This window comes from Pseudomonas palleroniana, from assembly GCF_022836895.1.
In the GTDB taxonomy this organism is placed as follows: Bacteria; Pseudomonadota; Gammaproteobacteria; order Pseudomonadales; family Pseudomonadaceae; genus Aquipseudomonas; species Aquipseudomonas palleroniana.
Genome location: NZ_CP092411.1, coordinates 4,497,601 through 4,523,117, shown reverse-complemented (window position 1 = coordinate 4,523,117; position 25,517 = coordinate 4,497,601). Strand labels below are relative to the sequence as shown.

The following is a 25,517-nucleotide window of genomic DNA, read 5'->3' as shown; positions in this document are numbered from 1 at the left end:
AGGCCGTATAGGCATATTGAGTTGCCCATTGGTCTGACGTTTTTAACGATTTTTGCCTCAATTTCCCTCGCTGCTGCGCTGTGACCCAGGTGGCACTGACAAAACTCTGAGAAGGCTTTTATGAAACGTTTTTCTGCAGTGGCCATGGGCGACCTTGTCGCGAAAAAAGTCCTATCAAGCAACCTTGCCGTGGCAGGGTTTACCGCGCAGGTGATCGCATGAATTCGCCCGTGCAGTTGCCGCAGACATTCCCGCTGACCGCCGCGCAGAAAGCCATCTGGCTGGACCAGATCACGCAGGCTGAATCGCCGCTGTACAACATCGGCTCTTACCTGGAGCTCAACGGCCCGATCAACGCCGAGCGGATGCAACGCGCCGCCGAGTTGCTGGTGGCCAAGCACGACGCCCTGCGCCTCACGCTGCTGGAAGCCACCGATGCCGATGGCGTGCCGCTGCAATGTATCGCGTCAACTGTGCCGGTGGAGGTTCCGCTGCTAGACCTCTCTGAACACGCCGATCCTGTCAGCGCCGCGTTGGTATGGATGGGCGAGCATATGGCCCGTCCGTTTTCGCTGACCCAGGCGCCGCTGTTTCGCTTTTTCCTGATCAAGTTGGGGGAGGCGCACTACTACTTCGCCAGCCAGGCCCACCACATCATTCTCGACGGCTGGGCCTTCGGTGAAATGCTGCAATCGCTGGGCGGCATCTACAGCGACCTGGCCGAGGCGCGACAGCCTGACATGCAGGCCAGCTCCTATGTCGACTTCATTGATGAAGACCTGCGTTACCGCGAGTCGGCACGTTATGCAAAGGATCGCGAATACTGGCAGCACAAGTATCAGACCCTGCCCGAAGCGCTGTTTGCCCCGCGTTATCAGAACCAGCATGCCAAGGGCAAAGCCCCTGGCCGGCACTATGTGCGGCCGTTCCCGGTGGTGTTGCACGATCGTATGGGAGAGCTGGCGAAAGCCTGCCAGGCCTCGACCTACCACGTGTTGCTGGCGGCCATGTATGTCTACTTCACGCGTGTGAGCCAGCGCGATGAATGGGTGGTGGGCTTGCCGTTGCTCAACCGCTCGGCCAAGTTCAAAACCACCTTGGGTCTGTTTACCCAGGTCAGCGCCGTGCGCTTCAGCCTCGGTCGCGAGCTGACCTTCAGCGCCCTGGTCGGCGCGGTACGCGATGCACTCAAGCAGGATTATCGCCACCAACGCTTCCCTTTGAGCGGCATGAACCTTCGGACCGAAGGTGGCCAACTGTTCGACCTGACTCTGTCTTACGAACAGGACGACCACCTGTACCAGTTCGCCGAGCAGGGCGGGCACCTGCTCAAAGTCACCAACAACCACGAGCAGATGCCTCTGGCGTTTCACCTGCGGGCGAGTAATCACAAGGACAAGGCGTGGGCGCACTACGTTTATAACGAAGCGTATTTCAACGCCGATGATATCGAGACCCTGGCCGAGCGCTTTACCCGCGTGCTCGAGCAGGCCCTGGAGAATGCCGATCTGGCCGTGGCTGAGTTTTCGTTGACCACCGAAGCCGACCGTGCGCTGATGCAGCATTGGAATGCCGACGTCGGCACGTACCCCAGCCATGCCACTCTCCATGGGCAGTTTGAGGCGCAGGCGGCAGCGCGGCCCCATTCGACAGCGCTGATTTTCGACGGCCAACACTTGAGCTATGGCGACTTGAACCGCTGCGCCAACCAGGTGGCGCATCGTTTGCTGAGCCTGGGCGTGCGCCCGGATGACCGGGTGGCGATCTGCGTCGAGCGCGGGCTGGACATGATCATCGGCCTGCTCGGCATCCTCAAGGCCGGCGCCGGTTACGTGCCGATCGACCCGACGTACCCACAGGAACGCATCAGCTACACCCTGCAGGACAGCACGCCGGTAGCGGTGTTGGTGCAGCAGGCGACCCGTGCCCTGGTGACCGAGCTGTCGGTGCCGGTGCTCGAACTGGACGGCGGCGATTGCCAGGGTGAGTCCACTCAGAATCCCCACGTACCGGGCCTGACTTCGGCCCACCTGGCGTACGTGATCTACACCTCCGGTTCCACCGGCTTGCCCAAGGGCGTGATGATCGAGCACCGCAACGTGGCGCGCCTGTTCAGCGCCACCGAGGGCTGGTTCCATTTCAACGAGCAAGATGTGTGGGCACTGTTCCACTCGTTTGCGTTTGACTTCTCGGTCTGGGAAATCTGGGGCGCGCTCATCCACGGTGGGCAGTTGCTGGTGGTGCCGCAGCTCACCAGCCGTTCGCCGGACGCCTGTTATGCGCTGTTGTGCAGCGGCGGGGTGACTATCCTCAACCAGACGCCGAGTGCCTTCCGTTCGTTGATTGCGGCCCAGGGCCAGAGTGCCCTGAAGCATTCCCTGCGCCAGGTGATCTTCGGCGGTGAAGCCCTGGAACCGGGGATTCTCAAGCCGTGGTATGCGCGTGCGAGCAACGCCGCTACGCAACTGGTGAACATGTACGGCATCACCGAAACCACCGTGCATGTGACCTATCGCGCACTGACCGCCGCTGACGCCCAACGCGTCGGCACGAGCCCGATTGGCGGGCGCATACCGGACCTGCGCCTGTACATCCTCGATGCACAGGGCCGGCCCGTCCCGCACGGCGTGGAAGGTGAGTTGTACGTGGGTGGCGCGGGCGTGGCCCGTGGTTACTTGAACCGGCCGCAATTGAATGCCGAGCGCTTCCTCGACGACCCGTTTGACACCACTGCGGGCGCACGTATGTACCGTACCGGCGACCTGGGTCGTTGGCAGGCGGACGGCAGCATCGACTACCTGGGGCGTAACGACGACCAGGTGAAGATCCGTGGTTTCCGTATCGAGCTGGGTGAGATCGAGGCTCGCTTGGCCGCCTGTGAAGGCGTGCGCGAAGCGGTGGTGATCGCCCGCGAGGATGAGCCGGGAGACCAGCGCCTGGTGGCCTATGTGATCGCCACCGACGGCGCTGAACCGTCGGCCGCCGAGTTGCGCACGCAGCTGCGCGTGTCCCTGGCCGAGTACATGGTGCCCAGCGCCTTTGTGCTGTTGAAGAGTTTGCCGCTGACCACCAATGGCAAGCTGGATCGCAAGGCTTTGCCGGCGCCGGATACCGAAGCCTTTGCGCGACGCGAGTACGCGCCGCCGCAAGGTGAGCTTGAAACCACCCTGGCGCGCCTCTGGAGCGAACTCTTGGGCGTCGAGCGGGTAGGGCGGCATGATCAGTTCTTTGAGTTGGGCGGCCACTCGCTGTTGGCGGTCAAGCTGATCGAGCGCATGCGCCAGGTTGGCCTGAACGCGGATGTGGGCGTGCTGTTCGGCCAGCCGACCTTGGTCGCGCTGGCCGCTGCCGCCGGCAGCCGACACCAGGTACAGGTGCCGGCCAATGCGATCCCGGCCGATTGCACGCGGATCACTCCGGCCATGTTGCCCCTGACGCGTTTGCCCCAGGAGCAGATCGACCGCGTGGTCGCCGGCATCCCCGGCGGTGTCGCCAACGTACAGGATATCTATGCGCTGGTGCCGTTGCAGGAAGGCATCCTGTTCCACCACCAGGCCAGCACCGAGGGCGACCCCTACCTGTTGCAGGCGGTGTTGCGCATGTCCGGTCGCGAGCAGGTGCAGAGCTTTGTCGAGGCCCTGCAACAGGTCATCGATCGCCACGATATCCTGCGCACCTCGGTGGCCTGGCAAGGTCTCGACGAGCCGGTGCAAGTGGTCTGGCGCGAGGCACGCCTGCCCGTGCAGGAAGTACAGTTCGATCCGGCAGTGGGAGCGGTGGCCACGCAACTGTCCGAGCGCTTTGACCCACGTCACACGCGCATGGACCTGACCCGCGCGCCGATGATGGCCCTGCATATCGCCCAAGACCTCCCAGGTACCGGCTGGGTTGCGGTCCTGCAATTCCATCACCTGATCGATGACGCGACCTCGCTGGCGCTGCTGGGCCAGGAAATCGAGGCCGTGATGCAAGGTCGCGGCGATCGGTTGGCGCCGTCGGTGCCGTATCGCAACTATGTGGCGCAGACCCGCCTGGGCATCAGCCAGGCCTCCCACGAGACGTTCTTCCGCGAGATGCTGGGCGACGTCGACGAGCCGAGCTTGCCGTTCGGCTTGCAGGATGTGCAGGGCGATGGCCAAGGGGTGACCCAAGCCAGCGTGCCGGTGGCCAAGCTGCTCGGGCAGCGCCTGCGCACCCAGGCCCGGCGCCTGGGCGTGAGCAATGCCAGCCTGTACCACTTGGCCTGGGGCCAGGTGGTCGGGCATCTGGCCGCACGCCGCGACGTGGTGTTCGGCACCGTGTTGATGGGCCGCCTGAGCAGCGGCGAAGACGCCGACCGTGCCTTCGGTATGTTCATCAATACCTTGCCATTGCGCGTTGAAGCGGGCGACCAGGGTGTCGAACGTGCGCTGAAAACCACCCATGCGCGCCTGGCCGCCTTGCTCGGCCATGAACATGCGCCGCTGTCCCTGGCACAACGGTGCAGTGGCGTGGCGGCACCGACACCGCTGTTCAGCGCCTTGCTCAACTACCGGCATGCCGCCGTCGGCGCACAATCGGCGGAAGATGCCGGCAAGGCCCTGGTCTGGGGCGGGGTGGAAATGGTCGGCGGCGAAGAACGCACCAACTTCCCGCTGATGTTGTCGGTGGACGACCTCGGTGATGCCTTCGGCTTGAGCGTGCAAGCCGTGGCCGGCGTCGACCCGCAGCGCATCTGCGGCTACATGCACCGCGTACTCGAAGCCATCGCCGACGCCCTGGAGCACCAGCCGGATCAAGCGTTGCATAGCCTCGCGATCCTGCCGGACGCTGAACGTCAGGTACTGCTGGCCGACTTCAACGCCGTCGATATTCAATACCCGGTCACGGCAACCGTGCACGCGCTGTTCGAAGCCCAGGCGCAGCGCCAGCCGGAGGCGATCGCCGTGACCTATGCCGGCGAGTCGCTCAGCTATGGCGATTTGAACGCCCTGGCCAACCGGCTTGCCCACCGCCTGATCGCCGACGGCATCGGCGCCAATGACCGTGTGGCGATCTGCGCCGAGCGCAGCCTGGAAATGGTCGCCGGCCTGCTGGCGATTCTCAAGGCCGGCGCGGGTTATGTGCCCTTGGACCCGGCGTACCCGGACGAACGCCTGGGGTACATGCTGCAAGACAGCGCACCCAGGGCCTTGCTGACCCAGCAGCGCCTGGCGCAACGTTTCCACCCGTGCAGCGTGCCGACCTTGTTGCTGGATGCGGTTGACGGCCTCGCTGCGCAGCCCGCGCACAACCCGCAAGTAGCGGGCCTGAATGCCGAGGCCCTGGCCTACGTGATCTACACCTCCGGCTCCACCGGCCAGCCCAAGGGCGTCGCCATGCCACACGGGCCGCTGGTCAACCTGATGCAGTGGCAGATTGCGCAAACCCTGGCCGATGGCCGTCCGGCCCAGCGCACCCTGCAGTTTGCCGCATTGGGCTTTGACGTGGCCTTCCAGGAGGTCTTCAGCACCCTGTGCGCAGGCGGTGAGCTGTCGTTGATCCCGGGTGACTTGCGCCTGGATTTCCGCGCACTGTTCCGACATCTCTGCGAGCAGCGCGTGCAACGCCTGTACCTGCCGTGCATTGCCCTGCAGGCGTTGGCCGAAGCCGTGGCCGAGACGCCCGAGTTGGGGCGCTTGCCCTGTGCGCTGCAGGATGTGATCACCGCCGGTGAACAACTGCGTATCAGCGAGCCGATGCGCGAGCTGTTCCAGCGCCTGCCTGGCTGCCGCTTGCACAACCACTATGGGCCGACCGAATCCCATGTCACCACGGCCCTGACCCTTAAGGGGGATGCGCGGTCCTGGCCGGTGCTGCCATCGATTGGCGTGCCCGTGGCCAACACGCGGATCTACCTGCTCGACGAACACCTGCAACCGGTGCCGTTGGGAGTTGCCGGTGAAATCTATATTGGCGGCGCCTGCGTGGCCCGTGGTTATTTGCACCGCGATGACCTGACCGCCGAACGCTTCCTGGCCGACCCCTTCATGCCCCACGGCCGCCTGTATAAAACCGGTGACTTGGGGCGCTACCAGGCCGACGGTCAAATCGATTATCTGGGGCGTAACGACGGTCAGATCAAGATCCGCGGTTTCCGTGTGGAACTGGGCGAGATCGAAGCGCGCCTGGCCCAGCATCCGGGCATCCGCGATGCGGCGGTGCTGGTGCGCGAAGACAGCCCCGGCGACAAGCGCCTGGTGGCCTATTTCACCGCCCACGCCGAGGCGCAGCCTGCGGGTGTCGACGTGCTGCGCGAGCATCTGCAGGCGCTACTGCCCGACTACATGATCCCTGCGGCCTATGTGCATCTGGACGCGCTGCCGCTGTCGCCCAACGGCAAGCTCGACCGCCGCGCCTTGCCGGTGCCGGATGTCGAGGCGTTCGCCAGCCGTGATTATGAAGCCCCGCACACCGCCATCGAGACCACCCTGGCGGAACTGTGGAGCCAGCTGCTGGGTGTGGCCCGCGTGGGGCGCCAAGACAACTTCTTCGAACTGGGTGGCCACTCGCTGCTGGCGGTCAAGCTCATCGAACGCATGCGCCAACAGGGCCTGAGCGCCGACGTGCGCGTGCTGTTCGGCCAGCCGACACTGGCGGCCCTCGCGGCAGCGGTGGGGGGCGGCAGTGAAATCCAGGTGCCGGCCAACGGTATCCCGGCGGATTGCGCACACATCCGCGCCGACATGCTGAGCCTGATCGACCTGGGGCAGGACACCCTCGACCGTATCGTCGCGCGGGTGCCGGGCGGGGCGCGCAATGTGCAGGACATCTACCCGCTGGCACCGTTGCAGCAGGGCATTTTGTACCACCACATCACCAGCGAGCAGGGCGACCCCTACCTGTTGCAGGCGACCTTCAGCCTGGACAGTCGCGCGCAGCTCGAGACCTTCATCCAGGCGCTGCAGGCCGTGATTGACCGGCATGACATGACGCGTACCGCGATCTACTGGGAGGACCTGCAACAGCCGGTGCAAGTGGTACTGCGCCGCGCCGAGCTGCCTCTCGAAGAACTGCATTTCGATCCGGCTCGGGGCGCCATGCTGGAACAATTGCACGCGCACTTCGACCCGCGACGGGTGCGGCTGGAGTTGAGCCAGGCGCCGCTGCTGCACCTGGCCTACGTGCACGATGAGGCCAACCAGCGCTGGCTGGCGATGCTGCTGTTCCACCACATTGCCATGGACCACACGGCCTTGGATGTGATCAGCGAGGAGGTCCTTGCCTATCGCAGTGGCGGTTTTGCACAGTTGGACGCGGCGATACCGTACCGCAATTACGTGGCGCAGGCGCTGTTGGGCGTCAGTCAGGCCGACCACGAACAGTTCTTCCGTGAAATGCTTGGCGACATCGATGAGCCGACGCTGCCGTTCGGCCTGCAGGAAGTGCAGGGTGACGGGCTCGCGGCTGAAGAAGCCAAGATCCAGCTCGAAGCTGGGCTGTGCCGGCGCCTGCGGGCGCAGGCGCGCCACTTGGGTGTCAGCGCGGCCAGCCTGCACCACCTGGCCTGGGCGCGGGTGCTGGCCAGCGTCAGCGGGCGGGATGACGTGGTGTTCGGCACCGTGTTGCTGGGGCGCATGCAAAGTGGCGACGGCGCTGACCGGGCGCTGGGCATGTTCATCAACACCTTGCCGCTGCGGGTCAGCATCGATGAGCAAGGCGTGCGTGCCGCGGTGCGCGCTGTACACGCCCGGCTCTCGGCACTCTTGGGGCATGAACATGCACCGTTGGTGGTGGCGCAGCGTTGCAGCGCCGTGCCGGCTTCGTCGCCGCTGTTCAGTTCAATTCTCAACTACCGACACAGCCCGTTGCTGGAGCGCGAAGGGCCGCAGTATTGGTCCGGCGCGCAGGTGCTGGAGGTGCGTGAGCGCACCAACTACCCGTGCATGCTGTCGGTGGACGACCAAGGCGAAGGCTTCCTGCTCGGCGTACAGACCAGTGGCGTGGATGCCCAGCGCGTAGCAGCCTACATGCAGACCGCTTTGCAGCAATTGGTGGAGGCGCTGGAGACGGCGCCGCACACTGCTGTGCGGCACCTCTCGGTGATCCCGGCAACCGAGCGTGAGACCCTGCTGGAGCGCTTCAACGACACCGCCCAGGACCACGCGGTGCAACAGACGATTCACGGCTTGTTCGAAGCCCAGGTGCAGCGCACGCCGGACGCGATTGCGCTGCAGGCGGACGGCCGGCGCCTGAGCTATCGCGAGCTGAACCAACATGCCAACCGTCTCGCCCATCATCTGCTCGAACAGGGCGTAGAACTGGAGTCGCGGGTCGGCATCTGTGTTGAGCGCAGCGTCGAGATGGTCATCGGGCTGCTGGCGATCCTCAAGGCCGGCGGCGGGTACGTGCCGCTGGACCCGGCGTATCCGCTGGACCGCCTGGCCTACATGCTGGAAGACAGCGCGCCGTCGGTGGTCCTGGTACAAGGCTCTACCCGCGCCTTGCTCGGTGACGTCGGCGTGCCGGTGGTCGACCTGGAGCACGTCACTTGGCAGCACCAACCGGCAAACGACCCGCTGATTGCCCAATTGTCCCCGCAGCATCAGGCCTACGTGATCTACACCTCAGGTTCCACCGGCAAGCCCAAGGGCGTGATCAACGAACACAGCCCGGTGGTCAACCGCCTGCTGTGCATGCAGGACACCTATCGCCTGGACGGCTCGGATGCGCTCCTGCAGAAAACCCCGTTCAGCTTCGACGTGTCGGTGTGGGAATTCTTCTGGCCGCTGTTCACCGGTGCGCGCCTGGTCATGGCTCGCCCCGGTGGGCATAAAGACCCGGCCTACCTGTGTGAGGTGATCCAGGCCGAACGGATCACCACGGTGCATTTTGTGCCCTCGATGCTCGATGTGTTCCTGGCCCATGGCGATGTCAGCCAGGCGGCCGGGCTGGTACGGGTGATGTGCAGCGGCGAGGCCTTGCCGGGCAGCCTGGTGCGCCGTTTCAAGGCGCAACTGCCGGACAGTGCCTTGTTCAACCACTATGGCCCCACCGAAGCGGCGGTAGAGGTCACGGCGTGGGATTGCAACGGCGCCGTTACCCCGGACAACACCCCGATCGGCAAGCCGATTGGCAACGTGCGCATGTACGTGCTCGACGCGCACTTGCAGCCGGTGCCGCTGGGCGTCAGTGGCGAGCTGTTCATCGGTGGTGTGCAGGTTGCCCGAGGCTACCTGAACCGTCCCGAGTTGAACGCCGAGCGTTTCCTCAAGGACCCTTACAGTGCTGGGCGAATCTACCGTACCGGTGACGTTGCACGGTATTTGCCCGATGGCAACATCGAGTACCTGGGCCGCAACGATGACCAAGTGAAAATCCGTGGTGTGCGCATTGAGCTGGGGGAAATCCAGGCACGCCTCGGCGAGTTCCCGCATCTCCAGGAAGCCACGGTGCTGGCCCGTGAGGACGTGCCGGGCGACAAACGCCTGGTGGCCTATTACACCGGCGTGCCGGCCGCCACCGAGGCGCTGCGTGCGCACCTGTTGGAGCAATTGCCCGACTACATGGTGCCGCAACTCTTCGTGCACCTTGACGCGCTGCCGCTGAGCCCCAACGGCAAGCTTGATCGCAAGGCCCTGCCGGCGCCGGACGTGGGAGCGCTGCGCACCCATGCCTACGAAGCCCCTCAGGGCGAAATTGAAACCGCCATGGCGCGGCTCTGGACGGAGTTGTTGAAGGTCGAGCGCGTGGGTCGCCACGACAACTTCCTGGAGCTGGGTGGGCATTCGTTACTGGCGGTCAGCTTGATCGGGCGCTTACGCCAGGAAGGCATCGAGGCCAACGTCAAGGCGCTGTTCGAACACTCCACGCTGTGGGAGTACGCGGCAATTACGGAAAGAATGGAGATGGTCCTGTGAGTGTTATCGAACTGTTGGCGACACTGAAGCAAAAGGATGTGCAGCTGTCCGTCAAGGGCGATCAACTCGTGTTGCAGGGCAACAAGCTGGCCTTGAGCGAGCCGGGCGTGCTGGCATCGCTGCGCGAGCATAAAGCCGCGCTGATCGCCTTGATCAAGGCCGGCGATTACTCGGCGCAGCGCGCTGGGCAACTCGAGGTTCCGGCCAATGCCATCCGCCCTGACTGCACCCGGATCACCCCGGCGCTGCTGCCGCTGGTCAACCTGAGCCAGGCGGCGATTGACCGTATCGTCGCCACGGTGCCCGGCGGCACCGCAAATGTGCAGGACATTTACCCGCTGGCGGCGCTTCAGCAGGGGATTTTCTACCACCACGTCACGGCGCGCCAAGGCGACCTCTACCTGATGCGCTCACAGTTCGCGATCACCACGCGGCCGCGCCTGGAGGCTTTTGCCCTGGCCCTGCAGCAGGTGGTCAACCGTCACGACATCCTGCGCACCAGCATTGTCTGGGAGGGGCTGGATGAGCCGGTGCAGGTGGTCTGGCGCGAGTCGCAACTGATGATCGACGAGGTGCTGCTCGACCCGGCAGACGGGCCGATCACCGAGCAGTTGTACCGGCGCTTCGACACCCGCTCGATGCATATGCCTCTGGGCCAGGCGCCGCTGTTGCGTGTGGTGTTCGCCGAAGACCCGGCCAACCAGCGGTGGGTGGCGATGTTGCTGTTCCATCACATCGCCATTGACCATGTGGCCATGCAGGTGGTGTATCAGGAGATCCATGCCTGTCTGTACGGCAATGCCGAACAGCTCGGCGCGGCGGTGCCATACCGCAACTATGTGGCCCAGGCACGCCTGGGCACGACCGAGCAGGAGCATGAAGGGTTCTTTCGCGACATGCTTGGCGATCTGGATGAGCCGACCCTGCCTTTCGGTCATCAGGATGTGCAGGGCGACGAGCAGGTCGGCGAACAGGTCCATCGACTCGACGCCGAGTTGAGTCGACGCCTGCGCACCCAGGCCCGGCAGCAGGTGGTCAGCGTCGCCAGCCTGCATCATTTGGCCTGGGCCCAGGTGCTGGGGCGTATTTCCGGGCGTGACGATGTCGTGTTCGGCACCGTGCTGATGGGGCGCATGGGCGGTGCCGAGGGCAGTGAGCGCGGGCTGGGGCTGTTTATCAATACCTTGCCGCTGCGTCTGGATGTGGGCGCACTGGACGTACAGGCCGCGGCCAAGGCCGCCCATGTGCGCCTGACGCGCCTGTTGGGGCATGAGCACGCGCCGCTGGCGCTGGCTCAGCGTTGCAGCGGCGTGGCCGCGCCTACGCCGTTGTTCAGTGCCTTGATCAACTATCGCCAGAGCCACGCGTCGGCATCGAGCGGGCCGCAATGGGACGGTATCGAGCTGCTGGGCGGCGAGGGGCGCAGCAACTATCCGCTGGTGCTGTCGGTGGATGATGTCGGTGAAGATTTCAACCTGACACTGCAAGGCGTCGCCAGCATGCCGTTGGCGCGCATCCTCGGTTATCTGCTCACCGCGCTGCACAGCCTGGTCGAGGCGCTGGAGCAGGGCCACGCCACGCCGATGCAGGCTTTGCCGATCGTGCCCGCCGAAGAGCGGCGCCTTCAGTTGGTCGGTTTTAATCACACGGCCAGGGATTACCCGCGTGGGCAGACCATTCACGCCCGGTTCGAGGCGCGTGTACGGGCGTTGCCCCAGGCGGTGGCCGTGCGCCAGGGCGCGCAGCAACTGAGCTATCAACAGCTCAACGAGCAGGCCAACCAACTGGCCCACCATTTGATCGAACGGGGCGTGGGCCCTGACGATCGCGTTGCGATCTGCGCTCGACGCAGCGTCGAAACCCTGGTGGGCCTGGTGGCGATCCTCAAGGCTGGCGCGGCCTACGTGCCGGTCGACCCGGCGCACCCCCAGGAGCGTATTGCCTACCTGTTGCAAGACAGCGCGCCCGTGGCCGTTCTGGTGCAGGCGGCGACCGCCGGCCTGGTTGCCGGGCTGCCGGTTGCGGTCATCGATCTGAATTCGGCTGCCTGGCACACCACGCCTGTCGACAACCCGCACGTGGCCGGCCTGACCCCGGCGCACCTGGCCTATGTGATCTACACCTCCGGTTCCACCGGCCAGCCCAAAGGGGTGATGGTCGAACACCAGACCCTGGAGAACCTGGTGAACTGGCATTGCGATGCCTTCGACCTGCACGCCGGCAGCCAGACGTCCAGCGTGGCTGGTTTCGGTTTTGATGCCATGGCCTGGGAAGTCTGGCCGGCCTTGTGCGCGGGGGCGACCCTGCACCTGCCGCCTGCGCAGCAAGCCCATGAAGACATCGACGCACTGCTGCAATGGTGGGTCGCCCAGCCGCTGGATGTGAGCTTCCTGCCGACGCCGGTGGCCGAGTACGCCTTCAGCCAGCACCTGGAACACCCGACGCTCAAGACCTTGCTGATTGGCGGTGACCGTCTGCGTCAGTTCCATACGCCTCGGCGCTTCAAGCTGGTCAACAACTACGGCCCGACCGAAGCTACGGTCGTTGCCACCTCCGGCTTGATCGAAGCGGGCAAGCCCCTGCACATCGGCAAACCGGTGGCCAACGCGCAGGTGTACGTGCTCGATGCGCAACGGCAACTGTTGCCGCAAGGAGTGGCCGGCGAGCTGTATGTGGCCGGTGCCGGGGTGGCGCGGGGTTATCTGAACCGCCCTGAGATGAGCGCCGAACGCTTCCTTCAGGACCCGTTCAGCCGCGACCCGCAAGCGCGCATGTACCGCACGGGAGACCTGGTGCGCTGGCGTGAGGACGGCACCCTGGAGTACCTGGGGCGTAACGATGACCAGGTGAAAATCCGTGGCGTACGCATCGAACTGGGCGAAATCGACAGTTGCCTGGCCGCCCATCCCCAGGTCCGTGAAGCGGTGGTGCTGGTCCGTGACGGGCGGCTGGTCGCCTATTTCACCGCCGACCATGCGCTGGACGCCGAGAGCCTGCGTGGCTTTGTCCAGGTGCAGTTGCCGGAATACATGGTGCCGGTGGCCTACGTGCAGCTCGATAGCCTGCCGCTGACCGCCAACGGCAAGCTCGACCGCAAGGCCCTGCCGGAGCCCGGGCTGGAAGCATTGCTCAGCCGAGGCTATGAAGCCCCGGAGGGCGAGGTGGAAACCACCCTCGCGCAGCTCTGGGCCGATGTGCTCAAGGTCGAGCGGGTGGGGCGGCATGACCACTTCTTCGAGCTGGGCGGGCATTCGTTGCTGGCCGTCAACCTGGTGGAGCGCATGCGCCAGGCGGGCCTGAGCGCCGATGTACGCGTGCTGTTCAGCCAGCCGACCCTGGCGGCCCTGGCGGCGGCGGTGGGCGCCGGCCATGAAGTGGCGGTACCGGCCAATCGCATCGAGGCCGGCTGCACTCGGATCACCCCGGACCTGCTGCCCCTGGCCACACTGGATCAGGCGAGCATCGACCGGATCGTCGCCGCGGTGCCCGGTGGTGCGGCCAATGTGCAAGACATCTATCCCTTGGCGCCGTTGCAGGAGGGCATTCTCTACCTGCACTTGTCGGCCGAGCACCGTGACCCGTACGTCCTCACGTCGCAATTCGAATTGGCGGATAGCGCGCGGTTTCAGGCGTTTTGCCAAGCCCTGCAACAGGTGGTCGAACGCCACGACATCCTGCGCACCGCCGTGCTCTGGGAAGGGTTGGAGCAGCCGATGCAAGTGGTGTTGCGCCATGCGCCATTGCCGGTGGAGCCGTTCACGCCGGCCCCTGGCGCAACGCCAGTCGCCGAGCAACTGCGTGCCGAAGTACGGGCGCGCTACGCCCGTCTCGACCTGAACCAGGCACCACTGATGCGCCTGGTCTACGCCCATGATGCGGCACGCGGGACAATCGTCGCGTTCTTTGTCTTCCATCACTTGGTGCTCGATCACACCGCTGTCGAGGTGGTGCAGCATGAAATGCAGGCGTATCTGCTGGATCACGCCGACCGCCTGGGAGCGGCGGTGCCCTATCGCAACTACGTCGCCCAGGCGCGTCTGGGCGTCAGTGAGCAGCAGCATGAAGCGTTCTTTCGCGAAATGTTGGCGGACATCGAGGAACCGACCCTGCCGTTTGGCCTGCAGAGCGTCGAGGATGCCGGGGCGGACATCGACGAAGCCGAACTGACCCTCGACGCGGGCCTGAGCCGCCGGCTGCGTGTACATGCCCGGCAACTGGGCGTCAGCCCGGCGAGCGTGTTTCACCTGGCCTGGGCGCGGGTGCTGAGTGTTATCGCGCAGGCCGACCGCGTGGTGTTCGGTACGGTGATGATGGGCCGCATGCAGGGCGGAGACGGCGCCGACCGGGCGCTGGGCATGTTTATCAACACCCTGCCGCTGCGTGTCGATATCGATGACCAGCCGGTGCAGGCGGCGGTCAAGGCCACCCATGCCCGCCTGAGTGGCTTGCTCGGCCATGAGCACGCCGCACTGGCGCTGGCGCAACGTTGCAGCGCGGTGCCGGCGAGCGTGCCGTTGTTCAGTGCCTTGCTCAACTACCGGCACAGTGCGCTGCTATCGTCGGCCGAGCAGGCCGAGTACCAGCACGCCTGGCGCGGCATTGCGGTGATGGATGTGCATGAGCGCACCAACTACCCGCTGAGCGTGAGTGTCAACGACCTGGGCGAGCAGTTCAGCCTGAGCATATTGGCGGTTGCCACGCTGGACGCGGAAAAAATCGGTGTTTACTTCAATACCGTCATCGAACAGTTGGTCGATGCGCTGGCCCATACGCCATCGGCGCCCCTCAACGGTGTGTCGATACTGCCGCCGGCTGAGCGTCATCAGGTGCTGCAGGCGTTCAATGGCACTGCCAGGGATTACCCGCACACCTGCACCTTGCACGCGCTGTTCGAAGCCCATGCGGCGGCGGCTCCCCAGGCGGCGGCGGTGCATGGCGAGCAAGCCGTGAGTTATGCGCAATTGAACCGACGGGCCAACCAGTTGGCCCATCACCTGCTCGGCCAAGGCGTTGCGCCCGGCGACCGCGTGGCGATTTTGCTGGAGCGTTCCGTGGACCTGCTGGTCAGCCAGTTGGCAATCAGCAAGTGTGCGGCGGTGTATGTACCGTTGGATGTCAACGCGCCGTTGGACCGTCAAGCCTTCATGATCTCGGACAGCGGAGCGGCTCTGTTGCTGACGGCAGCCTCGATCAAGGTGCCGGAGGGGGCGCGTCGTCTAGATCTGGATCGCCTCGACCTTGCCGACGAACCCGAGCACAACCCGGCGTTGGAGCAATCCGCCGAGACGGCGGCGTACATCATGTACACCTCCGGCTCCACCGGTACGCCGAAGGGCGTGCTGGTGCCGCATCGGGCGATCACGCGCCTGGTGATCAACAACGGCTATGCCGATTTCAATCAGCAGGACCGCGTGGCATTCGCTTCGAACCCGGCGTTTGACGCCAGCACCCTCGATGTCTGGGCACCTTTGCTCAATGGCGGGGCAGTGGTGGTGGTCGATCAGGACACGCTGCTGTCCCAGGCCGACTTTTCCGCGCTGCTGAAGGCACAAGCAGTCAGCGTGTTGTGGATGACCGCCGGGTTGTTCCACCAGTACGCCGAAGGATTGTTGCCGGTCTTCCCGCAACTGCGTTACTTGATTGTCGGTGGCGATGTACTCGATCCGAGCGTGATCGCCCGGGTCCTCAAGGACGGAGCACCCCAGCATCTGCTTAACGGCTACGGCCCGACCGAGGCTACGACGTTCTCGACTACCCATGAGATTACGCGGGCAGACGAGGGCAGCATCCCGATTGGCCGTCCGGTGGGCAACAGCCGTGCCTATGTGCTCGACGCCCGCCAACAACCGGTGCCGGTCGGTGTGACCGGCGAGTTGTACATCGGTGGCCAGGGTGTCGCCCTGGGCTACCTGAACCGCGCTGACCTGACGGCGGAGAAATTCCTCGCCGACCCGTTCAACGACGGAGCGCTGATGTACCGCACCGGCGACCTGGTGGCCTGGCGTGCCGACGGTACCTTGCAGTATCAGGGGCGTAACGACCAGCAGGTGAAGATCCGCGGTTTCCGTATCGAACTGGGCGAGATCGAAACGCGCCTGAGTGAACACCCCCAGGTCAAGGACGCGGTGGTACTCGTGCGTGAGGACGAACCGGGGAAAAAGCGCCTGGTGGCGTATTTCACCGAGCGTGAAAACGTCGATATCCAAGCCTTGCGTGAGCATCTGCACGCGCAGTTGCCGGACTACATGGTGCCGGCCGCCTACGTGCGCCTGGACCATCTGCCGCTGACCAACAACGGCAAGGTCGACCGCAAGGCCCTGCCTGCACCGGACCAGGAAGCCCTGCTGAGCCGTGGCTACGAAGCGCCACAAGGAGAAGTGGAAACCGTACTGGCGCAGATCTGGGCCGACCTGCTCAAGGTCGAGCAAGTCGGTCGTCACGACAACTTCTTTGAACTGGGCGGCCACTCGCTGATGGCGGTCAACCTGATCGAACGCATGCGCCGCGCCGACCTCAGCGCCGACGTGCGCGTGCTGTTCAGCCAGCCGACTTTGGCAGCGCTGGCCGCTGCGGTGGGCAGTGGGCGTGAGGTAGCCGTACCGGCCAACCTGATCACGCCCGATTGCGTGCGTATCACCCCGGACCTGCTGCCCCTGGCGAACCTGGACCAGGTGGCGATCGACCGCATCGTCGCCAGTGTGCCGGGCGGCGTGGCCAACGTGCAGGATATCTACGCCCTGGCACCGTTGCAGGAAGGCATCCTGTACCACCACATCACGGCGGAGCAGGGCGACCCGTACCTGTTGCAGTCGCAAATGGCGTTCGACAGCGTGGAGCGTCTGCAGCGCTTTGCCCACGCCTTGCAAGGCGTGATTGACCGTCACGACATCCTGCGCACCGGGATTGTCTGGGAGGGCCTGAGCACCCCCGCGCAAGTGGTGTGGCGCAAGGCCGATCTGGCGGTGCAGGAACTGGTGCTCGACCCGGCCGAGGGCGACATCCTGAGCCAGCTGCATGCACGCTTTGATGCCCGGCATTACCGCCTGGATGTCAGCCAGGCGCCGTTGATGCGCCTGGCCTATGCCCGTGATGAACTCAACGAACGGATAGTGGCGGTGCTGTTGTTCCACCACACGGCATTGGACCACACCGCGCTGGAGGTGGTCAGTTGGGAAATGGCGGCCAGCCTGTTGGGTTCCACCGAACCGCTGGCCGCGCCGGTGCCGTACCGCAACTACGTGGCCCAGACACGTTTGGGCGGCGTTGAACAGGAACATGAAAGCTTCTTCCGCGAGATGCTCGGTGACGTTGACGAACCGACCTTGCCCTTCGGCATGCAGGACGTGCAGGGCGACGGCAACACCGTGGCCGAGGTCACGCAGGTGCTGCCGGCAGATGTCAGCCAGCGCCTGCGTGCGGCGGCGCGTACCCTGGGCGTCAGTGTCGCCAGCCTGTTCCACCTGGCCTACGCCCAGGTGCTGGGTGCGGTTTCGGGCAAGCAGGATGTGGTGTTCGGCACGGTACTGGTTGGGCGTATGCAGGGCGGCCAAGGCGCCGACCGCGCATTGGGCATGTTCATCAACACCTTGCCGCTGCGCGTCGACCTCGGTCAGCACAGCGCACAAGACGGCGTGCGTGCAACCCATGCACGGCTGTCGGCGCTGCTGGGGCACGAGCATGCCTCGCTGTCCCTGGCCCAGCGTTGCAGTGGCGTGGCCGCGCCGGCACCGTTGTTCAGCGCGATGCTCAACTATCGCCACAGTGCCAGCGATGGGGTGATGCACCAGACCCGTGACGCCTGGGTCGGCATCGAAACCCTGGCCAGCGAGGAGCGCACCAACTACCCGTTGGCGTTGAACGTCGATGACCAAGGCGACAGTTTCCGCTTGAACGTGCAGGCCATCGCGGTGGATGCCCAACGCGTGCTGGATTATGTGCAGACCGCCTTGTACAACCTGGTGCAAGCGCTAGAGACCGCACCGCATACGGCCTTGTGGCAACTGTCAGTACTGCCGGCCGAGGAGCGCGAAACGCTGCTGGTGGCGTTCAACGACACGGCCCGCGACTACCCGTTGCAACAAACCCTGCACGGCCTGTTTGAAGCCCAGGTGCAACGCACGCCAGATGCCATTGCACTGCTGTCTGACACCCGGCAGCTGAGCTATCGCACGCTGAATGAGCGCGCCAACCGTCTGGCCCATCACCTGCGTGAGCTGGGTGTACAGCCGGATTCGCGCGTGGCGATCTGCGTCGAGCGCAGCCTCGAAATGGTCATCGGCCTGCTGGCGATCCTCAAGGCCGGTGGCGGTTATGTGCCGCTGGACCCGGCTTATCCGCAGGAGCGCCTGACCTACATGCTCGAAGACAGCGCGCCGGCCGTGGTGCTGGTGCAAGAGGCGACTCGTGGTCTGCTCGGTGAAATCAGCGTACCGGTGGTGGACCTGGAGCAGGAGACCTGGCAACAGGCGTCGGCGAGCAATCCGCTGATTGCCGGGTTGACCCCGCAACACCAGGCTTACGTGATCTATACCTCGGGCTCCACCGGTAAACCCAAGGGGGTGATCAACGAGCACAGCGCGGTGGTCAACCGCCTGTTGTGGATGCAGGAAGAGTACGGCCTCGACGCCAGCGACACGGTGCTGCAGAAAACCCCGTTCAGCTTCGATGTGTCGGTGTGGGAATTCTTCTGGCCATTGTTCACCGGCGCTCGCCTGGTCATGGCTCGCCCGGGTGGGCACAAGGACCCGCAGTACCTATGCGAAATCATCCAGGCCGAGCGCGTCACCACGCTGCACTTCGTGCCCTCCATGCTCGATGTGTTCCTCGCCCATGGCGATGTCAGCCAGGCGGCCGGGCTGGTGCGGGTGATGTGCAGCGGTGAGGCACTGCCTGGCAGTGTGGTGCGTCGCTTCAAGCAGCAACTGCCGGCCAGCTCGCTCTTCAACCTCTATGGGCCGACCGAAGCGGCGGTGGACGTCACCGCGTGGGATTGCGCAGGGCCGGTCACCCCGGATAACACGCCAATCGGCAAACCGATCGCCAATACGCGCATGTACCTGCTGGACGAACATCTGCAACCGGTGCCGCTGGGTGTCAGTGGCGAGCTGTTCATCGGTGGCGTGCAGGTTGCCCGTGGCTACCTGAACCGCCCGGAGCTGGCCGCCGAACGCTTCCTCGACGACCCGTTCAACGCCGGACGCATGTACCGCACCGGTGACGTTGGACGCTTCCTGCCCGATGGCAACATCGAGTACCTGGGGCGTAACGATGATCAGGTGAAGATCCGTGGCCTGCGTATCGAACTGGGGGAAATCCAGGCGCGCCTCGGCGAGTTCCCGAATATCCAGGAAGCCACGGTGCTGGCCCGTGAGGACGTGCCGGGCGACAAGCGCCTGGTGGCCTATTACACCGGCGCGCCGGCCGAGACCGAGGCGTTGCGTACGCATTTGCTGGCGCAATTGCCGGACTACATGGTGCCGCAACTGTTCGTGCGTCTGGATGCATTGCCGCTGAGCCCCAACGGCAAGCTGGACCGCAAGGCCCTGCCGGCGCCGGACCTGGCGACGCTGCGGGTGCGTGCCTATGAAGCGCCGGTGAGCGACACGGAAATGGCCCTGGCCCGGCTCTGGGGCGAATTGTTGAACGTTGAGCAAGTCGGTCGGCATGACCACTTTTTTGAATTGGGCGGCCATTCGTTATTGGCCGTCAGCCTCATTGGGCGACTCCGCCAGGAAGGCATCGATGCGAACGTCAAGGCGCTGTTCGAGCAACCCACGCTCTGGGAATACGCCGAAATTACAGAAAGAATGGAGATGGTCCTGTGAGTGTTCTCGAACTGTTGGCGACATTAAAAGAAAAAGACGTTCAACTTGCAGTCAAGGGTGAGCAACTCGTGGTGCAGGGCAACAAGCAAGCGCTGAAGGAACCCAGCGTGCTGGCTGCGCTGCGTGAACACAAGGCCGCGTTGATCGCCTTGATCAACGCCGGCGAGTACCGCGCAGAGCGTGCCGGGCAAGTCACCATTCCGGCCAATCGCATCCCCGCCGAATGCACGCGCATTACCCCGGACATGCTGACGCTCATGACGCTGGATCAGGCGACTATCGAGCACATCGTCGCGTGCATCCCCGGCGGCGCGCCCAACATCCAGGACATCTACCCGCTGGCACCGCTGCAATCGGGCCTGCTGTTCCATCACCTGTCCGAGCCACAGGGCGATCCTTACGTCTTGCAATGCCTGATCGGCCTGGACAACCGCCAATGCCTGGACGATTTCAATCAGGCCCTGCAACACGTGGTCGACCGGCACGACAGCTTCCGCACGGCGGTGTTGTGGGAAGGGCTCGACGAACCTGTGCAAGTGGTCTTGCGCCAGGCCCGCCTGCAGGTCGAAGAAGTCGCCCTGGACCCGACCGTCGGCGATATCCGCCAGCAACTGGAGCAGCGTTTTGACAACCAGCATTACCGGCTGGATCTCAGTCAGGCGCCGCTGATCCGTATCGCGTGTGCCGAGGACCCGGCGACGGGGCGCTGGCTCGCCCTGATGATGTTGCATCACATCGTATCCGACCACGCCGCGTTGGCGGTGGTGCAGCATGAAATCCAGCACTATTTGCTGGGCCAGGCTGCGCAACTGGGCAAACCGGTGCCGTACCGCAACTATGTAGCGCAGGCGCGCCTGGGCGTCAGTGAGCAGCAGCACGAAGCGTTTTTCCACGAGATGCTCGGCGACGTCGACACGCCGACACTGCCGTTGGGCCTGGCGGATGTGCAAGGTGATGGGCATTTGCTGCAAGAGGCCGCGCTGACGATCCCGACGACGTTGAGCCAGCGCCTGCGAGCCCAGGCGCGGCAGCAGGGGGTCAGCACGGCCAGCCTGTGTCATCTGGCGTGGGGCCAGGTGCTGGCGGCCGTTACCGGCAATGAGCGGGTGGTCTTCGGCACGGTATTTCTCGGGCGTATGGACAGCGGCGAAGGCGCCGAGCATGCGCTGGGTATGCTGATCAATACCTTGCCGCTGCGAGTGGACATCGGCGAGCAGGACGCACCGGCCGCGCTCAAGGCGACCCATGCACGGCTGACGGCGTTGCTTGGCCATGAGCACGCGCCGCTGGTGCTGGCCCAACGCTGCAGCGGCGTGGCCGCGCCGCAACCGTTGTTCAGTGCCTTGCTCAACTATCGTCATAAAGCGCATGACCTCGCGTCCGAACAGGCCCAAACGGCCTGGCGCGGCATCGAGTTCTTCCACACGGAAGAGCGCAAGCGCACCAATTACCCGCTGACGCTCAGTGTCGATGAACTGGCGGACGGCTTCTCTTTCACCGTGCAGGCGTTGCCGGTGCTGGGCGCGCAACGTTTCTGCGAGCGCATGCACGTTGCCCTGGAACACCTGGTGCAGGCGCTGGAGCAGGGCTCGACGCTCGCGGTCAATCAACTGCCGGTGCTGCCGAGTGCTGAGCGTCGACAGGTGCTTGAAGACTTCAACCAGACCCAGATCGACTACCCACGTGGGTTGACGCTCCACCAGCGTATTGAACAGCACGTGCAGCGCAACCCGCAGGCGGTCGCCGCGGTGTATGACGGACAGGCGCTGTCCTATGCCGAGCTGAACCAGCAGGCCAACCACCTGGCTTTTCAACTGATCGAGCTGGGCGTGCAGCCTGACGACCGCGTGGCCATCTGCGCGCGGCGCAGCCTGGACACCCTGGTCGGGCTGGTGGCGATCCTCAAGGCCGGTGCGGCGTATGTCCCCGTCGACCCGGCGCACCCGCTGGACCGCATCGGCTACTTGCTCGAAGACAGCGCCCCGGTTGCGGTGCTGGTGCAGCCGGAGCTGGCCCAGCGTTTACCGACGTTGCAGGTGCCGGTGCTGGAACTCGACAGCCGCTTGTTGCACGGTGCTGCCTGCGGCAACCCCCAGGTCGCCGGCCTGAGCCCGGCACACTTGGCCTATGTGATTTACACCTCCGGTTCCACCGGTCTGCCCAAGGGCGTAATGGTCGAACATCAGACCGTGGAAAACCTGGTCAACTGGCATTGCGATGCGTTCGACCTGCACGCCGGCAGCCATACCTCCAGCGTCGCCGGGTTTGGTTTCGATGCGATGGCCTGGGAAGTCTGGCCGGCCCTGTGCGTCGGGGCGACCCTGCATCTGCCGCCGGCGGCGCAGGGCAACGAAGACATCGACGCCTTGCTGGCCTGGTGGCAGGCGCAACCGCTGGATGTCAGCTTCCTGCCGACGCCAGTGGCCGAATACGCCTTCAGCCAGAACCTGCAACACCCGACCCTCAAGACCCTGCTGATCGGCGGTGACCGTCTGCGCCAGTTCAGTCAGGCGCAACGCTTTACCTTGGTCAACAACTATGGCCCGACCGAGGCCACCGTAGTGGCGACCTCCGGCGTGATCACGGCAGGGCAGGCATTGCACATCGGCAAGCCGGTGGCCAATGCCCAGGCGTACGTGCTGGATGCACAACTCAAGCCGGTGCCGCTGGGCGTGACCGGTGAGCTGTACGTGGGGGGTGCCGGGGTGGCGCGGGGTTACTTGAACCGTGCAAAAATGACCGCCGAACGCTTCCTCAAGGACCCGTTCAGTGCCGACCCGCAGGCGCGGATGTACCGCACCGGCGACCTGGTGCGTTGGCTGGCGGACGGCACGTTGGAATACCTGGGGCGTAACGACGACCAGGTGAAGATTCGCGGTGTACGTATCGAACTGGGCGAGATCGACAGCTGCCTGGCCGCCCATCCTCAGGTGCGTGAAGCGGTGGTGCTGGCCCGTGACGGACGGCTGGTCGCTTATTTCACCGCGCATGACGCGTTGGATGTCGAGAGCCTGCGCGGCTTTGTGCAGGCGCAGTTGCCGGAGTATATGGTGCCGGCCGCCTACGTACGTCTGGAGCATATGCCGCTGACCGCCAACGGCAAGCTGGACCGCAAGGCCCTGCCGGAACCGGACCAGGACGCGCTGCTCAGCCGCAGCTATGTGGCACCGCAGGGCGAGGTGGAACGCACCCTGGCACAGATCTGGGCCGAGGTGCTCAAGGTCGAGCGCGTGGGGCGGCATGACCACTTCTTCGAGTTGGGCGGGCATTCTTTGCTCGCGGTGGGGTTGGTCAGTCGCATGCGCCAGGCCGGTTTGAATGCCGATGTACGCGTACTGTTCAGCCAGCCGACCCTGGCGGCATTGGCCGCCGCCGTCGGCCAGGGGCGTGAAGTGACGGTCGAGCCCAACCGTATTCAAGCGGATTGCCAACGCATCACCCCGGACCTGTTGCCGCTGATCACGTTGGACCAGAGCAGCATTGATCGGATTGTCGACAGCGTACCGGGCGGTGTCGGCAACGTGCAGGATATCTACCCGCTGGCACCGTTGCAGGAAGGCATCCTTTACCATCACCTCAGCGCCGAACAGGGCGACCCGTACTTGCTGCAGGCGCGTTTCAGCTTTGCCGACGCGCAGCGTTTGCAAGCGTTTGTCCAGGCCCTGCAGGCGGTGATCGATCGTCATGACATCCTGCGTACCGCCATCGTGCTGGAGGGTTTGCAAGCGCCGGTGCAAGTGGTCTGGCGCAAGGCCGAGCTTGATGTGCAAGGCGTATCGGTGGACGCCGCCCACGGGGACGTGCTGGCCCAGCTGGAGCAGCGTTTTGGCGCCCGTCACCACCGCGTGGACCTGGCTCGCGCGCCACTGATGCAACTGGTGTATGCCCAAGACCCGCTCAATCAGCGGGTGGCGGCGATTTTGCTGTTCCACCACATTGCCCTGGACCATACCGCGCTGGAGGTCGTCAGCCAGGAAATGCAGGCCTACTTGCTGGACCCGACAGCCGAGCTGCCGGTGCCGGTGCCGTATCGCAATTACGTGGCCCAGGCCCGCCTGGGTGTCAGCGAACAAGAGCATGAGGCGTTCTTTCGCGAGCTGTTGGGCGACATCGAAGAGCCGACGTTGCCCTTTGGCTTGCAGGATGTGCAAGGCGATGCCCAGGCGATCGAAGAGGCCAGCCTGCGTATCGACCCCGAGTTGAACCAGCGCCTGCGAAGCCAGTTGCGCCACCTCGGGGTCAGCGCCGCCAGCGTGTTTCACTTGGCCTGGGCCCAAGTGCTGGCCGGGGTGACCGGTAAGCAAGACGTAGTCTTCGGCACGGTGCTGATGGGGCGCATGCTCGGTGGCGAAGGGGCGGAGCGGGCGCTGGGCATTTTCATCAACACCTTGCCGCTGCGCATCGATGTGGATGGTCGCGACGTTCGCGCCGGTGTGCGCCAGGCGCACTCGCGCCTGAGCGCGCTGTTGGGGCATGAACATGCCGCGCTGGCCCTGGCGCAACGTTGCAGCCAGGTGCTGGCGCCGTTGCCGTTGTTCAGTGCGCTGCTCAACTATCGCCATAGCAGTGTCGGCGACGGGGTGGCGCAGGCCCAGGCCTGGCAAGGGATGGTAGGGCTCGGCGGCGAGGAGCGCACCAACTACCCGCTGACTTTGAACGTTGATGAATGGGGCGACGGTTTCAGTCTCACGGTGTTGACCCTGCCACAAGTCGGTGCGCAACGCCTGTGCGCTTTTGTGCACCAGGCGCTGGAACACTTGGTACACGCGCTGGAGCATGCCCCCACGACTGCGCTGCAGGCACTGGCAATCCTGCCGGCGGCTGAACGCGAGCAAGTGTTGAGTACCTTCAATACCACGGCACGGGAATACCCGGCGGCACACACCGTCCATGAGGTTTTCGAAGCGCTTGCCGCCGTACAACCGACGGCATTGGCGGCCGTGCATGCCGAGCAACGGGCGACCTACGCCGAACTGAATCTGCGGGCCAACCGCCTGGCGCATCACCTGATCGGTCTGGGTGTGGCGCCGGGTGCCAGCGTGGCGATCCTGCTGGAACGCTCCGTGGACCTGCTGGTCAGCCAGCTGGCAATCAGCAAGTGCGCGGCGGTGTATGTGCCGCTGGACGTCAATGCGCCGTTGGACCGTCAAGGCTTCATGATTGCGGACAGCGGGGCGGCTCTGCTGCTGACGGTGGCCTCGGTTGAGGTGCCGGAAGGTGTTCGTCGCTTGGACCTGGACAGCCTGGATCTGAGTATCGAGCCGGATCACAACCCGGCGCTGGAGCAATCCGCCGAGACCGCGGCGTACATCATGTACACCTCCGGCTCCACCGGTACGCCGAAGGGCGTGCTGGTGCCGCATCGGGCGATCACACGCCTGGTGATCAACAACGGCTATGCCGATTTCAATCAGCAGGATCGGGTGGCGTTTGCTTCGAACCCGGCGTTTGACGCCAGTACCCTCGATGTCTGGGCACCTTTGCTCAATGGCGGGGCAGTGGTGGTGGTCGATCAGGACACATTGTTGTCCCAAACTGATTTCGCGGCGTTGTTGCAGGAACAAGCAGTCAGCGTGTTGTGGATGACCGCCGGCTTGTTCCACCAGTACGCCGAAGGGCTGCTGCCGGTTTTCCCGCAACTGCGTTACCTGATTGTCGGTGGCGATGTACTCGATCCGAGCGTGATTGCCCGGGTCCTCAAGGACGGCGCGCCCCAGCATCTGCTTAACGGCTACGGCCCGACCGAAGCCACGACGTTCTCGACTACCTATGAGATCACTCGTGCAGACGAGGGCAGCATTCCGATTGGCCGTCC

General features: G+C 64.6%; 3 protein-coding genes (1 of these 3 running past the window's edge). All 3 read left to right on the top strand.

Annotation, left to right across the window (positions count from 1 at the left end):
- The first annotated feature begins 218 nt into the window (after positions 1 to 218).
- Entirely contained in the window at positions 219 to 9,878 is a 9,660-nt protein-coding gene (locus MJP36_RS20115) for a non-ribosomal peptide synthetase (protein WP_244383868.1), read from the top strand.
- Positions 9,879 to 9,946: 68 nt separating this feature from the next.
- Positions 9,947 to 19,702 carry a non-ribosomal peptide synthetase gene (locus tag MJP36_RS20110; protein ID WP_482082806.1) on the top strand — a complete coding sequence of 3,252 codons (9,756 nt, stop codon included), beginning with the start codon at positions 9,947 to 9,949 and terminating at the stop codon, positions 19,700 to 19,702.
- Positions 19,699 to 25,517, top strand: partial view of a non-ribosomal peptide synthetase gene (locus MJP36_RS28200; RefSeq protein ID WP_244383867.1) — the 5' portion only. It continues 13,681 nt past the right edge of the window; 5,819 of the gene's 19,500 nt are visible here — the first part of the coding sequence; the start codon lies at positions 19,699 to 19,701; the stop codon falls past the right edge of the window. The genes MJP36_RS20110 and MJP36_RS28200 overlap by 4 nt, the downstream gene beginning before the upstream one ends.